The following is a 16,108-nucleotide window of genomic DNA, read 5'->3' as shown; positions in this document are numbered from 1 at the left end:
ATGATGGCGGTGTTCGAAGACTGCCTGACGCTCATCAAAGGCGCCTACGGCGAAGACGTCAGCCTCGCCCATCTGCCCGAGGACGATCCGGCGGTGTACGAAGCGCTGCAGAAGGCGGACACCGTCGGCATGTTCCAGATCGAGAGCCGGGCGCAGATGTCGTGCCTGCCGCGCCTGCGCCCGAAGCGCTTCTACGACATCGTGGTGCAGGTGGCCATCATCCGCCCGGGGCCGATCGTGGGCCAGATGGTGAACCCGTACCTGAAGCGGCGGCAGGGGCGCGAACCGGTCACCTACCCGCATCCGTCGCTCGAGCCGGTACTGGCGCGGACCCTGGGCGTACCCCTCTTCCAGGAGCAGTTGCTGCGCATGGCCATGATCGCCGCCGGCTTCTCCGGCGGCGAGGCCGAGGACCTGCGCCGCGCCTTCGGCTTCAAGCGCTCGGAGGCGCGCATGCGCGACATCGAGGTCAAGCTGCGCCTGGGCATGGCGCGCAACCGCATCGCGCCCGCCGCCCAGGAGCAGATCATCCAGTCCATCACTTCGTTCGCGCTCTACGGGTTCCCGGAATCGCACGCCGCCAGCTTCGCGCTGCTGGCCTACGCCAGCGCCTGGCTGAAAACGCACTACCTGGCCGCCTTCACCGCCGCCCTGCTCAACAACCAGCCCATGGGCTTCTATCACGCCTCCACCGTGGTCAAGGACGCGCAGCGCCACGGGCTGAGATTCAAGCCCATCGATGTGCTGAAGTCAGACTGGCCGTGCACTTTAGAAGACGTTTCAAGTTTCGCGTTTCACGTTTCCCGTCCGGAAGATGCGCGCGAAACGCGAAACGTGAAACGTGAAACGAGGGAATTCGCCGTCCGCCTCGGCCTGCGCTACGTCAAAGGACTGCGCGAAGAAGCGGCCCGGGCGATCGTGGAGCGAAGAAAGCTGCGGCCCTTCGCCTCCCTCGACGAGCTGGCGCGGCGCGTCCCCGAGCTGCGCAAGACCGAGTTGCAGATGCTGGCCGAGATCGGCGCCCTGAACTCCATCGGAGAAGACGTTTCAAGCTTCTCGTTTCACGTTTCGCGCAAGGAGGGGTTCCCCCACGTGAAACGTGAAACCCGAAACGCGAAACGTTTTCATCGCCGCGACGCCCTCTGGCAGGTGGAGCGCGCCACTCGCCCGGCCGGCCCGCTGCTCGAGGGGCTGCCGGAACCTGAGGCGCCGTCGCCCTTGCTGCCGATGACCCCGGAAGAGCGACTGGTGGCGGATTTCCGCGGCACCGGCATGACCGTAGGCCCGCACCCCATGGCCTACCGTCGCAGCGCAATGAAAAAGCTGGGAGTGCGCCCGGCGGGCGAACTGGAGCGGGTCCCCAACGGGCAAAGGGTGCGCGCCGCCGGATGCGTCATCGCCCGTCAGCGGCCGGGCACGGCGCATGGCTTCGTCTTCCTCAGCCTGGAGGACGAGACCGGTATCGCCAACGCCATCATCACGCCCGACCTGTTCGAGAAAAATCGCCTGCTGCTGGTCAGCGAGCAGTTCCTGCTGGTGGAAGGCGTGCTCCAGAACCTGGACCGTGTCATCTCGGTCAAGGCCGAGCGGGTGCTGCCGCTGCGCATCACCGCCGCGGAAACCAGCTCCCACGACTTTCACTGAGGAAACCCGATGCGCTGCATCATAAAAAGTGCATGAAAACTGTGCCCGTCGGCATACCTTCCACAGCATTTCGTTTTACAATTCGGTTATTCATGATCGCCCGCGAGGGCGGCAGCGATGATCCTTAAGGAGTGAGTCGAAGATGGCCAAAGCTTTCAGCGGCAAGAACGGTTCCAACGTCCGGACGATAGGCAGCAGGAAAACCGCCGACACCGCCGCCAAGCGGCCGGTGGTGGTAGCTCCTGCGGCGTTCCACGCCGACGGGGACATCGAAGACCGGATCCGCCAGCGCGCCTACGAACTGTACGAGCAGGACGGCCGGCAGGAAGGCCGCGACCAGGAATACTGGTTCCGCGCCGAGGCCGAGGTCCGGGGAAAGCGCAGCGCCTGACGCGCGGGGGTCCCCGCCATCGGCGAAACGGCGTGAACGGCCGGCGAGCAGGGACGTCTGCGCGCTCGGGGCCGGGGCTCAGGCGGCGATGTCTTCTTCTGCTGCGACCTTCAGCGTGAAATAGAACGTGCTGCCCCGGCGCACTTCGCTCTCCGCCCAGACCTTGCCCCCGTGCGCCTCCACGATGTCCTTCACCAGCGCCAGTCCCAGTCCGGTTCCCCCGATCTTGCGGGTGGCGGTGTTGTCCACCCGATAGAACCTCGAGAAGATCTTGGAAAGCAGCTCGCGGGGAATGCCGATGCCCTCGTCGGATACCCACACCAGCACCTGGCCGGGCTCCGCCCGCGCCCCCATGCGCACCGCCCCGCCTTCCGGCGAGTACTTCAAGGCGTTTGACACCAGGTTGCTGATCACCTGGCGCAGCAGCTCGGGGTCGGCGAACACCAGGGGGATGTCGGGCGGGATGTCGATCGAGATGGGATGCGCTTCGCCGGCGCCGCCGAACACGTCCGCCGTGTGCTGCATGACCTCGGCCAGGGACACCGGCTCGAAGCGGAAGGTCTGCTGTCCGGACTCGATCCGCTGCAGGTCCAGGACGTCATTCACCAGCTCGGTCAGCCGCTGGCTCTCGCGCAGGATGATCCCCAGGAATTCCCGGCGCTTCTCCGCGGGATAGTCGCGCTTCAACATCAGCTCGACGAATCCGCGCAGCGAGGTCAGGGGGGTGCGCAGCTCATGGCTGACCGTGGCCACGAAGTCGCTCTTCATGCGCTCGATCTCCTTGCGCCCGCTGATGTCACTGATGGCGTGTACGATGCCGCCCAGGTTCCCCTCGGCGTCGAGGATGGGATCGGTGCGCACGCAGATGTATCTGCCCAGGTGTGGCTCGAACATCTCGCAGTATTCCGACCGCCCCGAGACCAGGGTGTGCGCCATGGGACAATTCTCGGGCGGCTGCGCGGTCCCGTGCACCAGCTCGTAGCACTTGGCGGAGCGTAGATCGGCTCCGGGAAACATCTCGCGGAAGGCGCGATTGCAGCGCAGGATGTGGTACGCGGCGTCGTGCACCGTGATCGCGTCCGACATGCAGTCGAAGGTGCTCTGCCACTCGTCGCGGGCCCGGGTCAGCTCGGCGTTGACCCGCGCCAGCTCGGCCGTCCGCTCTTCCACTCGGCGTTCCAGTCCGTCATGGGCGCGGCGCAAGGCATCCTGCGCGTTCTTCAGTTCGGTGATGTCGCGGTTGACGGTCAGCACCGCCTGCCGCCCGCCGTACTCGATCACCTTCGAGCTCACCAGCATGTGGATCGGCGTGCCGTCTTTCCGGAAGTGTTCGCTCTCGAAGTTCCGGCAGCGGCCGGCTGTCAGCAGGTCTGCAATCTGGCGCTCGCCCCGCGCCACATCCCGGGTCAGCCGCTTCAGGCTCGTGCCGACCAGCTCGGCGTGCGTGAACCCGTAGGTCTCGCAGGTGCAGGGATTCGCCTCCAGGATGGTCTCGTCCTCGGGCTCGAAGATCAGGATGGCCTCGTTGGCCAGTTCGAACAGTTCGCGGTACTTGCGCTCCCGCTCCGCCAGGTCGTGCAGCAGGTGTTCCCGCTCGCGTTCGCACGTCAGCCGCTCGCGCTGCAGGTCGCGCGTCCGCAGGGTCTGCTCGACTGCGAAGGGCAGCCGCACCAGCCGGTGTTTCAGCACGTAATCACTGGCGCCTTGCTTGAGACATTCCACCGCGGTCTCGTCGCCCAGCGATCCGGTCACGATGATCACGGGCAGATCGCTGCCGGCGGTGCGCAGCTCGTGCAAGGCCCCGAGCCCGGTCCATCCCGGGAGCGTGTAGTCGGCGAGGACGATGTCGAATTGCCCCGACCGCACCTCGCGCAGGAAGCCGGCCCGGTCGGCGACCACCCGGTACTCCACCTTGTAGCCCGCCTGGCGCAGTGCCAGGACGCAGAGTTCGGCGTCCTCCGGAACATCCTCCAGGCACAGCACCCGCAGGTGCCGGCCCTGCTCCGGCATGGCTGCCGCGCAACTCACGCAGCGCACTCCACGGCTCGCGCTTCCGGCACCTGGTTCACCACCAGCCAGTACAGCCCCAGCTGCTTCACCCGCTCGCGGAACTGGCCGAAATCCACCGGCTTCTGGATATAGCTGTTGGTGCCCAGCTGGTATCCCTTGAGCAGGTCGCTCTCCTCCCGCGAGGCGGTCAGGATCACCACCGGGATGATCTGGGTCTGCGGGTTCTGCTTGAGCTGGCGCAGCACTTCCAAACCATCCACTTTGGGCAGCTTGAGGTCCAGCAGCACCAGTTTGGGCAGAGCAGCGCCGACCCGCGAGGCATAGGGCCCGCGGCAGAAGAGGAAATCCAGCGCCTCGGCCCCATCGCGGACCACCTGGATCTTGTTGCAGATATTCTCCCCGCGCAGTGCCAGCAGGGTCAGCTCGACATCGGCGTCGTTGTCTTCCACCAGCAGGATCTCGTTCTCTTTAAGCAGCATGGGATTCCTCCATCACGGCACGCTCGGAGATGGCCTCCGGCGGGCCTAGGTTGAAGTAGAAGGTCGCGCCCTGCCCGAGGGCGGCCTCGGCGCGGATGTCGCCGCCGTGTTTGCGCAGGATGCGCCGGACGGTCGCCAGGCCGACGCCGGTGCCTTCGAAATCCTCCGTGCGGTGCAGCCGCTGGAAGACCCCGAAGAGCTTGTCCGCATACCGCGGGTCGAAGCCCACCCCGTTGTCGCGCACGAAGATCTCTCCCCCGTCGCAGCCGGCCTCGATCACGGCTGGAATGCGGTCACGGGTGAACTTCATGGCGTTGGAGAGAAGATTGAACATGACCTGGCGCATGAGGTTGCGGTCGCAGCGGACCACCGGCAACGCGCCGATGCGCCAGTCGATGGTGCGCCCCGCGGCCTCACTGCGGAGTTCGTCCACTAGGTCGCGCATCAACTGGCCCAGGTCTACATCCTCCAGGTGCAGGCTGGCGCGTCCGATGCGGGAGAGGTTCAGCAGGTCATCCACCAACCGTCCCATGTGCTGCGTGCCGCTGCGGATACGCTCCAGGTAGTGCCGTCCGAGATCGTCGAGCTGCCCGCCGTACTGTTCCAACAGCACCTTGGAAAAGCCGTCAATGTGGCGCAGCGGCGCCCGCAGGTCGTGGGACACGGAATACGTGAACGATTCCATCTCCTCGGTGGAGGCGGCCAGCTCCGCCGTCCGCTGGGCCACGCGACGCTCCAGGGTCTCGTTCAGCTCCCTCAGTTCGGCCGCCGCCCGGTCGCGCTCCCGCTGGGCGCGCAGGGCCAGGATGCCATGGCTCAGCGTGGTCGCCAGTTCCAGCATCAGGGAGCGCTCTTCGTCGTCGAAGGCGTTGGCTTCGGGAGCGTAGAGGTTCAGCGCGCCGAAGCTCCGTTCTCCTTCCTTGAGCGGCACCGCCAGGACCGAAGCGTAGCCGTGACGCTGCGCCGCCTCCCGCCAGGGACCGAAGCGCGGGTCGTAGGTGATCTCCGGAATGTAACAAGGAACGCCGCTGCGGATGGCCGTTCCCGTCGGGCCGCGGCCACGCTCCGTGTCCGCCCAGGTGATGCGCGCGTTGCGCACGTAGTCGGCGCCGCAGCCGGCCACCGCCACCGGCCGTACCGTCCTGGCTTCGTCCTGCTCGGCGTACCCGACCCAGGCCAGGGGATATCCGCCGTCCTGCACCACGATCTGGCACACGCTGCGCAACAGCCCCGGCTCGTCGTCCGCCCGGGCGACCGCCTCGGTGCAGCGGTTCAGGGTGCGCAGCGCGCGGTTGAGGCGGTAAAGCTCCCTCTCCGCGCCCCTCCGTTCGGTGATGTCGGTGCAGGTTCCCACCCACTCGCGGATGCTTCCGTCGCGGTCAAGCACAGGCGCGCCCCGCACAGCCACATCGCGGTACACTCCGTCACTCCGGCGCATGCGGTACTCAATCTGGTACAGGAGCTTGTTCTTCACCGCATCGGACCATACTTCGGCGGTTCGGGCGCGGTCTTCGGGATGCAGCGATTCGATCCACCCCCAGCCCTGGATCTGTACTTCGCTCTGCCCCGTGAAGGCCCGCCACATGGGCATATCGCCGACAACCTTCCCCTCCGCATTCGTGGTCCAAACCACCTGTGCCGTGGCCAGTACCAGGGATCGGTAGCGGGCCTCGCTCGCTTTCAGGGCCTGCTGCGCACGTTTCTGTTCGGTGATGTCGCGCGCGGCTGCGAACACCCCCTCCACTTCCCCCGCTTCGTTGCGAAAAACGGTGGCGTTGTACAGCACCTCGGTCACCCGTCCCTCCCGGTGGCGGATCGCCAGCGGATAATCCCGCACGAAACCCCGGTCAAACACCTGCTCGTAGCCGCGGCGGGCTTCGCTCGGGTCGGTGAAGTAATCGCTGAAATCGCTTCCGATCAGCTCCTCCCGCGAGACGCCGGTCACTTCCTCGGTGGCGTGGTTCACGTCCATGATCTTGCCCGCCTGGCTGATCGTCACCAGCGGATCGAGGCTGGCTTCGATCAGATTGCGGGCATGGCGGGAGGCGCTGCGCGCCTGTTTCTCCGCTTTCTTGCGTTCGCTGACATCCAGCCCCATTTCCAGGATGAGCGTGGAGCCGTCCGCGTCCGGGAAGGGAAAATCGTAGATGTCGTAGTCCCGGCCGTCGGGCCCCTGCCACTTCCACTCCAGCGGCGACATCGTTCGCAGCACCTTGTAGGTTTCGCAGATCTCGCACGGCTGGTCGCGCTGGAAGAGGAACTCGTAGCAGCGGCGCCCCTGCGATTCTCCAAAGCGCTCGCGGAAAACGCGATTGCTGAAAGCCACGTGGTAGTCGGACGTCAGCAGGATCACGTACGCGGGCAGCACGTCCAGCACATCCAGCAGGCGGCGGTACTCCGCTTCATGCGCCGGCGGCTGCGCTTCGCTGACAACCCTAATCGGCAAATCGCGCATGGATTCCCTCCAGGCGGGGATGGATTTCGCGGAACGCCTGCAGCAGCGCCGGATCGAAGTGCTGCGGCAGGGTACGGCCGTCCCCGTTGAGGATCACCTCCACCGCCTCGGCGTGCGGCCGGGCGGGCTTGTACGGCCGGCGGGTGCGCAGCGCATCATACTGGTCGCTGAGCATGACGATGCGCGCCGCCGCCGGGATCTCCTCTCCCCGCGCCCCGCTGGGATAGCCGCTGCCGTCCCAGCGCTCGTGGTGCCCCAGGGCGATGGCCCGCGCCATCTCCAGCAGCGCCGACGGCGAGCCTTGCAACAGGCTGGCCCCGATCCCCGGATGCCGCTTCACGATCTCCCACTCGGTGGGATTCAGCGGCCCCGCCTTCTGCAGGATGGCGTCCGGGACCCCGATCTTGCCCACGTCGTGCATGGGGGAGGCGTCGAACAGCATCTGCGCCGCCCCGGGCTCCCAGCCCAGGTGCAGCGCCACCAGCTTGCAGCAGTGACTCAGGCGGACGATGTGCTCCCCGGTCTCGTCGTCCTTGTAGCGCATGGCCTTGACCAGCCGCAGGACGGTGTCGTGGTAGGCCCGCTCCAGCTCCCGCGCCTTCTGCTGCTCGGCCAGGAACGAGGTGCGGAAGTCGCGGGCGTAGGCCTGCAGCTGGCGGTTCACCGACTGCAGCTGCGCGCTCTTGTCGTGCTCCGACTGCACCACCTGGTGCAGGTCGCGGGCGTAGAGGTGCAGTTGCGCCTGCACCGCCTCAAGCCGTTTTTCGATCTCGCTCGCCGGCGCTTTCATTCCGCTCCCCGCGGCAGAATTGGGCCACCTTCAGCACCTCCTGCACCCGCTGCAGCAGCTCCAGCGGGCTGAAGGGCTTGACCAGGAAGGCCTGCACCCCCGCCGCCAGCCCCGCTTTGCGGTCCTTCTCCTGGCCCATGGCGGTCAGCATCAGAATGGCGATGGCGGCGGTGCGCGGGTCGGCGCGCAACTCGCGCGCCACCTGGAGCCCGGTCTTGCCCGGCATCATCCAGTCCAGCAGGATCAGGTCGGGCAGCTCCCGCCGCGCCACCTCCAGGGCCGCGATCCCATCCGTGGCCTCCAGGATGGTGACCTCCGCGTTCTCCAGGGTGGTGCGGATCAGCAGCCGCAGACTGTCTTCATCGTCGGCAACTAGGATGGTGTTCATGCGCCTCTCCCTCCGTGATTTTGGGAAGGGGGCACTAGCGCCAGTGCATTTTCCGTGCCGGGCCGGAGCCGGCGGGGAGGGGCTGCAACTCACTGAGCCGCTTGCCCGGGGAAGATAGGGGCCAGAGCGGCGACAGATTTGCTCCGCGCCGATATGGGAAGAGTGGCTGACCCGTTGCCGGTTCGGGAATCTACTCATCCCCGGGCGTCGCAATCCGGACGCTATCGCGGAAGCTTCATGCGCCGCAGGAGGTCCTGGAAGCGGGGGTCGGACCGCACACTGTCGTAATCGGGCGTACCGATGTAAGGCAGGTTGGGTTCACGGACTTCAAAGGCCTTTTCCAGCCATTGCAGGGTGAGGTCTTTGTCGCCGGCGGCGAGATACAGTCCTGCCACGAACGTGGGGCTGACGTAAGCCTTGCGCGAGCGCGCCGCCAGTAGGTCTGCACCGCGCCGCATCGCGAGGGGGTAACCCCCTTCCGCATAGCCGCGATCGAAAGCCTCTTCGAGCTCACGGTCGCCGGGAAAGTTCGCCTTCGCTTCCAGGAAAGCCTCTTTGTACATTCCCTTGAGGAAGAGACCGATCCACAGAGCGTTATGGGCGACGGGAGCATCGGGCGCCGTGCGCAGGGCCTTGCGGGCCTGCGCGATGGCGTCGTCATAGCGGCGCAGGTACAGCAGATCCATTGCGTAGAGACTCTGAAAGAAAGCGTTGAACGGATCCAATTCCAAGGCACGCAAGATCTGCGGCTCCGCCTCCTGCGGACGCCCCATGATACTCAGGTAGTGCGAGTAGAAGGCCCGGGCGTCCGGGAAATTCGGGTTGAGCTCGATGGCCCGCTTCCACTCCGGCTGCGCACCCGGCAGGTCCCAAACCTGCCAGGTCTTGACGGCGGCAAGTGCGTAATGCGCTTCTGCGAGCGTATCGTCCAGCGCCACCGCCTTCAGCGCGGCCGCGTTCGCCTTCGGCGCGGCCTCCGTCGGTGACATGATCCCCATTTGGTTGCGGCCGGCCCAGACCAAGGCGAGACCTGTATAGGCAAGGGCGAAATTCGGATCTTTCTGCAGCGCCAGCTCGTAGTACTGCTGGGCACTGTCCAGATCGCCCGGCGTCAGTTTGTAAAAGTGGTGCAGGCCCTGGAGATACGCCTCGTATGCCTCCGGGTTGACCACGCGGACATTCGCCAGGCGGGCTCGCTCGCCAGGAAGTAAAGTGATGGTCAGCGAGCCGGCAACCTTGCGCGCGACTTCGTTTTGCAGGGCCATGATGCCGGCCAACTCGCGCTCGTAAGTCTCGGCCCAGAGCTGGGTCTGATCGCGCACCTGAATGAGCTCTGCGGTGATGCGCACTCGGCTCGCCTCCCGGCGCGCGCTGCCCTCCAGGATGTAGTCCACTCCGAGCTCCCTGCCGATCAGATCCACGGGCTTATCGGTCTGCTTGTAGCGCATGACGGAGGTGCGGGCGATGACGCTGAGGCTCCCGGGATGCAAGCGCCCGAGTTGCGCGATCAATTCCTGGGTCAAGCCATCGCTCAGGTACTCCTGCTGTGGGTCGCCGGTGAGGTTCGCGAACGGAAGTACGGCCAGCCTGATCGTGCGCATCGGGGTCGCGGTCTTTCCCAACAAGCGGCTGCGCAGGCCGCCGGCATCAAGTCCCGCCAGCACCGCGGCCATGAGCACTAGGACAGCGAACAGCACCAGCCAGAGCCGGCGTGCCAGGCGCAATCGCAAGGACGCCCAAGGGGCCACGGTGCCGCTCTGGATCGCCTCCAGCACCGCCCGCAGCTCACCCGCCCGCTGGTAGCGCCGGGCCGGCTCCCGCTGCAGGCAGCGCCCGATCACTGCCTGCAACTCCATCGGCACCTGTGAGGGCAGCGGCGGCGGAGGCTGGCTCAGGATGGCGGAACTCAACTCAAACCCGGTCTCGCCCCGGAAGGGCCGCACCCCTGCCGCCATCTCATAGAGGACGACCCCGAAGGCCCAGACGTCACTGCGGGCATCCGCCGGCCGGCCGCGCAATTGCTCAGGCGACATGTACGGCAGCGTCCCAATGACGGCCTTGGTTTCCGTGAGACTGTCGGCAGTGACCGCCGTGGGGGTGAGGTCGGGGTGCAGGATCCTGGCCAGCCCGAAATCAAGGATCTTGAGACGCACGTCGGGAGTCACGCGGATGTTCGCCGGCTTCAGGTCACGATGGACGATGCCCTGCTCGTGCGCCGCAGCCAGTCCCTCGGCCATTTGTATCCCGAGGCGCACGACCTCCTTCTGCGGCAGCGGGCCGGACGCCAGCATGGAATCGAGGGTCAGGCCAGGGATGTACTCGGTGACCAGGAAGTCGGTGCCGTCCTGGGTATCAAAATCGTGGACCGTCGCGATGTTGGGGTGGTTCAGTTTGGACAGAGCAAGGGCTTCTTTGCGGAAGCGTTTGCGGGCGGCCTCGTCAGCCAGGACCCCGGCGGGGAGGACCTTCAGAGCGACGTCGCGGTCGAGGCGCTCATCGTGCGCACGATACACCACACCCATCCCGCCGGCCCCGACTTGCTCCAGTACACGGTAATGGGACAGTGTGGCTTGCATGGGCGGCCTCTCCTGGCGGCCGGCCCGAGTTCGCTCCCAAGCTGAGTAAACGGTAGTGCTGGTTGAAGTCCTCGGCAGTGATGGCGGTCACGCGGCACAGTATTCACCCGCAACGGTTGATAGATCCCCATAGCACAAGCTCCTGGGAACAAGAGTGTCATCCCGAGTGGGCTTTAGCCCCGAGGGACCTGCTTCTTATTGGTGGAAGCCCCTTGGTGGAAGCCCCCGCCTTTAGGCGGGGGGTTCAACAGCGCCGCTTTGTTTTTCCCAAGCCCCCTTCAGGGGCGGCACCGGTAGCCTGGGCTTCAGCCCAGGTTCGGGAGTCAGTCCCGAACCCCTTCCGGGGCGGCACGACCTACACGAGGGCGTGAGCCCGAGCGTGACGCCGGTCACTGCCGGCCATCGCCAAAAGCGCGAGAATGAGCAATGCCCTCCCAACCGCGCAAACTCCGCTTTCCCCGCTGGGCCAACGCCAAGGCGAAGGGCGAGCTGGCGGAGGCCATCTTCGTGGTCAAGGCCCAGGCATTGGGATTGGCGATCAGCAAGCCGTACGGCGACAACAAGGGGTTCGATTTCCACATAGAAAGCCGGCTAGGAACCTTCCGGGTGCAAGTGAAGTCGGCGTGGAAGGTAATGGCGGCACAGAGGTACTGGCTTCTGGGCGGGAGGCGATCGCCGGGCAAGCGCAAGGCATATGACGTGCTGGTGGCGTACGTCGCGCCGCTGGATGTCTGGTATGTGATCCCTGAGTGGGACATCCGAAGTAGCAACATCTGGCTGTATCCAACCGTGGCGAACAGCCGGGGAAAATTTGAACGGTACCGCGAGGGCTGGCGCACCCTCACCGGCGACGTCCACGATGACACCCGGAGGATTGGCTTGGACATCCACGCACAAGCCGAGCCCGGCAAGCCCGAATAGCCTGCCCTGAGGTGAGCGCAAGGGAGCAAAAGGAGCCTGGGGATCCATGCGGGCAGAAGCAGCTAGCGCTCTCCCGCCCGGAGCGGCGAAACCTCTCATCATCGATGGGGCCTACAGGCAGATAGAAAGTGGTAAAGTGAACAAAGAGTCTGTATACGATGACCGCAAGCACCACGGCAAACAGCATCCACGTCAGTTCGACAATTGCCGGACATGACGAGTTCATCCCCCGCGAACTGCGGAACCTTTCGAACCCGCAGACCGACCTGCCGCGCATAGCCAAAGATCGGAGTCTGACGGCGCTGATTGACGCTGCGGCCGCGCACATTCCGACCGTTCACGACCTCCATCTCGCCGATGCGAGGCGCCGTATCGCAGAGCTGCCATCAGACAGCGTGCATTTGGTGGTCACGTCACCGCCTTACTGGACACTTAAGGAGTACCGCAAGTCCGAGGGACAACTTGGTTTTGTCGCAGACTACGACCGCTTCCTGCTCGAACTTGACAAAGTGTGGCGTGAGTGCTGGCGGGCGCTTATTCCCGGTGGACGGTTGATCGTGGTGGTCGGAGATGTTTGCCTCTCCCGCCGCAGCAGTGGCGGGCGGCACATGGTCATGCCGCTCCACGCTTCGATTCAAGAGCACTGCCGCGCTATCGGCTTTGACAATCTGGCCCCCATCCTCTGGTACAAGATCGCCAATGCTAAGCACGAAGTTGAGAACGGGTCTGCGGGCTTTCTCGGCAAGCCTTATGAACCGAATGCCGTCGTCAAGAACGATGTGGAGTACATCCTTATGGAGCGGAAACCGGGGGCGTATCGGAAGCCCTCCGTGAACACACGCATCCTTAGCCTGATTTCTGCGGACAACCATCAGAAGTGGTTCCAGCAAATATGGTCAGATGTCACCGGCGCGTCCACCAAACATCATCCTGCACCATTCCCCCTAGAAATCGCCGAACGATTGGTCAGGATGTTCAGCTTCGTCGGGGATACCGTGCTCGACCCGTTTCTTGGTACTGGCACGACAAGCGTTGCTGCCGCGACGTGGGGCCGAAACAGCATTGGCATCGAAGTGGATGAGCACTACTTCGACATCGCGGTCACCCGGCTATCGAACAGCACAAACCGCCTGTTCAGCGCCGTGCAGGTCAACACCCACCTGCGTGGAAGAACATCCTCCTCGAAGAAGAGAGCAACTGCCGTCTGACCCGCGAACTAGTGGCGGCCAAACCTGGCTCGGTACAGGTCACAGGTTCTTTTGATGAAACTCTCGTAGTGGATCGGGCTGTCCGCCTGGGGCGAGAGGTCTCCGGTCACTAACTTGGCTGGATGCTGGCCATCGTAGTCTACGACCACCACCGCGATTGCCTCCGGTTGGTCGTTCGGCTCGTCAGCCGACGTGCGGAGAGGCACGCCAGCAAATATCTTCACGGTGTCCTTCACGACTTTCGCCATGTCGAACTTTGGCCTCATCAATCCCTTCGCGAACGCATCAGGGTTCTCGTAGGCGGGAGAACAGTTCACGATGACGATGGCACTTGCGATGCAATCGGGCCGGTGGTTGTGCATGTGGTTGCAGTACGCGATGAGGTCGCCGTACCGATTCCAGCGCGCTTTGCCGTGCGCCGTCATGATTGTTTTGTTCTCGACCGCAGCTCGCGCTGTTTTCGCTTCCGCGTCCAGAAAAACTAGATCCACGTTCCGGCACGCGACTCGCGTCCATACGTCGGCATTCTTGGTCGGTGTCAACCGTTTTGCGTCTAGATTCGCAGCGAAGGCAGGGCAGGATTCACGCAGGTCGGCCATCACGAAGTCGCAAAGCGCGTTCGAGTTCGCCTGCGACCTTGGATTGAAGCCGATGTGCTGGTTCATCCACGCGACGTAGGATTTTGGCGCACGCAAGGCGTGTTCATGTTAGGGCCAGGGTGGAGTGGCCGCTATTGACTATCATGGGACGCGATGGGCGGGAGGCAAGCTTCTTACGCCCGCTGAATAACCCCTATCTACGCCTACCCCGGGCTTGCGCCCGGGGCTACATTCAAACGCCCGCTGACGCGGGCTGCCTCTTTCTCCGGAGTGTCTGCCCGCACCATGGTGCGATCGAGACGGAGTAGGGATCCTTCGACTCGGGCGTGCGCCCTCGCTCAGGATGACAGACCTGAAGAGCGTTCCTCCTCTGTGTCTCTGTGGTGGGTTTTGATCGGCTGTGTAGCCCGAGAGCCCACACCCACTGGGGCCAAACAACACACCTATCGCCGCAACTCGCTGAGCCGACTGCGCGGGGAAGATGGCAGCTGAGGTGCTGGAAGAAAAGCAGGTCCCTCACGGTTGAAACCGTTCGGGATGACACTCTCTTGAGGAGGGCTCTCATGAACCTTGGGCTGAAGCCCAAGGCTACGAGCCGTTCGGGATGACACCGTTACGGCGGGTGGCCCGGGCTTCCCAGCCTTAGGTCTCGACCATACGAGACGGTGGGTGCCCCGTTCATCGCGGCGCGGTTTTCGCCGCGATGGGCGGGCTCCGCGGTTAGCCGGTCGGCATCGGCCGCAACGATGGTGCGTGCTTCCCATGTTTTCGCCGCAGGTCTGCGACGATCAGGAACTCGAACACCACGCCCATAAACGTCATCGGTCCGCCGACCAAGAGGAGGATCAGCGGCCAGAGCCAGCGCATCCCGAGCCATACCCGGCTGTGACCAGGACGTTTCGGGAGGTAATAGACATTGAGAGAATCCCCGGGTTGGAGCCTGTTCCAATACGAGGGGCCGACGTCGTCTTCATCCTGCCAGATGCTTCCCGATGCCGTGTGGTATTGATAGCGGATCGTATAGGCGACCCCGCTGCCGCTTGGCCCGGAGCCCCTCGATGTCGTTCCTCCAACGCTGCCACTTGGACCACTCGCGCTCCGCCATTTGTTAAGGACAGTGCCGTCAGTTTTTCGCGCACTGGAGTGGTACTGCCATTCGAGCCCGAAGAGGCTCACACTGACCGCCAGACAAGTCCCTCCGGCGAGGACGAAGGGGACACAGAGCCACACGAATCGGTTGCGCATCACCTTCGCCAGCAGACTGCGCCTCGGTTTCACCGGCTTGGCTGCCCACCGCGCGCTTCGGCCTTCACCAAGTGATAGTGCCTGACATATCCCTTGTTGCCGACCACCCACCCATGACTGGGATCGGGGAAGGAAAGCCCGTTGATCCCCAGCACCAGCTTCCCGATCTGGCGCCAGTGCTTGCCCCCGTCGGTGGTCGCGATGACCTGGCCGTTGCCGGAGAGCACGAATCCGTTCTTGGCATCGCGAAAATCCATATCGCCCAGAGCATCGTAGGAAGCCAGGCCGGTGTATTCGCTGGTCCAGGTCTTGCCGCCATCGGTGCTGCCCAGCATGGTGGTGCCGTCCGGGCCGAAAGCCCAGCCCGTGACCGCGTCCACGAATTTGACCCTCACCGTGCGCTGCGAGATCTTCTGCGGAACGTCAGTCCACGTCCGCCCCCCGTCCGTGGTCAGCGAGATGGTATCGGGCTGCGCCAGCAGCCAGCCGTGCTCCGCATCCGAGAAGGAGATGGCGCGATAGTTGTTATGGTCCAGGTTACCCGGCAAAGGGGTCCAGGTGCGTCCGCCGTCCTCGCTGCGAAAAACGTGGGTGAGGGACACTTGATAACGCGCTGGGCCGACAATCGTCCCTACGCCGAAGCCGCCAGACTGTCCCAGCGCCGCCGCCGGCCGCCAGGTATCGCCGCCGTCGGAGGTGTACAGGAGCAGATCGCCGGTGTTCAGCCATCCGTTGTTGGCGTCGGAGAATACGATCTCGGCGCAACGCCCGCTTTCCGTGCGCTCCGTCATCCGCTTCCAGGTGGCGCCGCCGTCGGTGGTTTTCAGCACGGTGTTGTTCTCGCCTGCGGCCCAGCCGGTCTGTGGATCGAAAAAGAAGACCGAGCACAAGTTGTCCGTGACCCCGCTGTTTTGCGCGTCCCAGCGGGCCACGTAAGAGGGCGCTTGCGTTTGCTTCTTGGATTGGCCTGCCGGCGCGTGCGTTTGTGCGCATACGACCGCCGGAGCCAGCAGCAGGTAAAGCAACCAACGTCGAAGCGTCATGGGCATTCTCCTGAAGCGCTGATTTCCCGGGGTGATGGCCTTCGGTTGCCGGATGTTCCTGACCATGAGTCCGTACTATTCAACCGGGGACTTGCCGCTGCAGAAGAATGGGCCGGGGACGAGCCATTGTGCTCCTGCGAGGGTGCGCTCACCAACAGAAAAGAGAGCCGGGCGGGTGGCCCGGGCTTCCCAGTCTTGAGGCTCGACCATGCAAGACGGTGGGTGCCCCTCGATAACAGCGAAGGCGTTGTCAAGGACAGAGATTTCCTGTCCGGTGTGTGAGCACCGTGGTGTCGGCCAGAGAAGTTGAGGACCGAGGCTCTGGAAAACTCCACGTCACGAATCACCTTGCGGCGAGT

General features: G+C 64.5%; 13 protein-coding genes. 4 read left to right on the top strand and 9 right to left on the bottom strand.

Going from position 1 to position 16,108, the window contains the following annotated elements:
- On the top strand, positions 1–1,644 hold a 1,644-nt coding region (locus VMS96_05680; GenBank protein HVP42900.1), incomplete at its 5' end, for an OB-fold nucleic acid binding domain-containing protein.
- Between the two features lie 142 nt (positions 1,645–1,786).
- Positions 1,787–2,035, top strand: coding sequence for a DUF2934 domain-containing protein (locus VMS96_05675; GenBank protein ID HVP42899.1), 249 nt, complete (start codon positions 1,787–1,789; stop codon positions 2,033–2,035).
- A gap of 78 nt (positions 2,036–2,113) precedes the next feature.
- Here VMS96_05675 and VMS96_05670 read toward each other — a convergent pair whose 3' ends face one another.
- The 6 genes from VMS96_05670 to VMS96_05645 form a co-directional block, all read right to left on the bottom strand.
- Positions 2,114–4,063, bottom strand: coding sequence for an ATP-binding protein (locus tag VMS96_05670; protein HVP42898.1), 1,950 nt, complete (start codon positions 4,061–4,063; stop codon positions 2,114–2,116).
- A complete protein-coding gene (locus VMS96_05665) occupies positions 4,060–4,524 on the bottom strand; it encodes a response regulator (GenBank protein ID HVP42897.1) in 465 nt (154 codons plus the stop codon). Before VMS96_05665 ends, VMS96_05670 begins: the two co-directional genes overlap by 4 nt.
- Positions 4,514–6,979: a PAS domain S-box protein gene (locus VMS96_05660; GenBank protein ID HVP42896.1), complete on the bottom strand. Its 2,466-nt coding sequence runs from the start codon at positions 6,977–6,979 to the stop codon at positions 4,514–4,516. Before VMS96_05660 ends, VMS96_05665 begins: the two co-directional genes overlap by 11 nt.
- Positions 6,960–7,769: an HD domain-containing phosphohydrolase gene (locus tag VMS96_05655; GenBank protein HVP42895.1), complete on the bottom strand. Its 810-nt coding sequence runs from the start codon at positions 7,767–7,769 to the stop codon at positions 6,960–6,962. Before VMS96_05655 ends, VMS96_05660 begins: the two co-directional genes overlap by 20 nt.
- Positions 7,732–8,157: a response regulator gene (locus VMS96_05650; protein ID HVP42894.1), complete on the bottom strand. Its 426-nt coding sequence runs from the start codon at positions 8,155–8,157 to the stop codon at positions 7,732–7,734. Before VMS96_05650 ends, VMS96_05655 begins: the two co-directional genes overlap by 38 nt.
- Positions 8,158–8,378: 221 nt before the next feature.
- Positions 8,379–10,733, bottom strand: a complete 2,355-nt coding sequence (locus tag VMS96_05645; GenBank protein HVP42893.1) for a protein kinase — start codon at positions 10,731–10,733, stop codon at positions 8,379–8,381.
- Between the two features lie 426 nt (positions 10,734–11,159).
- On the opposite strand from VMS96_05645, the gene VMS96_05640 reads away from it, so the two are divergent.
- Complete coding sequence (locus tag VMS96_05640) at positions 11,160–11,654, top strand: group I intron-associated PD-(D/E)XK endonuclease (protein ID HVP42892.1); 495 nt, start codon at positions 11,160–11,162, stop codon at positions 11,652–11,654.
- Positions 11,655–11,812: 158 nt separating this feature from the next.
- A complete protein-coding gene (locus tag VMS96_05635; protein ID HVP42891.1) occupies positions 11,813–12,862 on the top strand; it encodes a site-specific DNA-methyltransferase in 1,050 nt (349 codons plus the stop codon).
- An 8-nt stretch (positions 12,863–12,870) separates the two neighbouring features.
- Here VMS96_05635 and VMS96_05630 read toward each other — a convergent pair whose 3' ends face one another.
- From VMS96_05630 to VMS96_05620, 3 genes are all read right to left on the bottom strand, one after another.
- Positions 12,871–13,527, bottom strand: coding sequence for a hypothetical protein (locus VMS96_05630; protein ID HVP42890.1), 657 nt, complete (start codon positions 13,525–13,527; stop codon positions 12,871–12,873).
- A gap of 654 nt (positions 13,528–14,181) precedes the next feature.
- Positions 14,182–14,706 carry a DUF3592 domain-containing protein gene (locus VMS96_05625; GenBank protein HVP42889.1) on the bottom strand — a complete coding sequence of 175 codons (525 nt, stop codon included), beginning with the start codon at positions 14,704–14,706 and terminating at the stop codon, positions 14,182–14,184.
- A gap of 29 nt (positions 14,707–14,735) precedes the next feature.
- Positions 14,736–15,749, bottom strand: a complete 1,014-nt coding sequence (locus VMS96_05620) for a YCF48-related protein (protein HVP42888.1) — start codon at positions 15,747–15,749, stop codon at positions 14,736–14,738.
- Positions 15,750–16,108 lie beyond the last annotated feature (359 nt).

This window comes from Terriglobales bacterium, assembly GCA_035543055.1.
In the GTDB taxonomy this organism is placed as follows: domain Bacteria; phylum Acidobacteriota; class Terriglobia; order Terriglobales; family Acidobacteriaceae; genus JAIQFD01.
The sequence above is the reverse complement of the archived record's forward strand: the minus strand, read 5'-3'. Positions and strand labels throughout refer to the sequence as shown.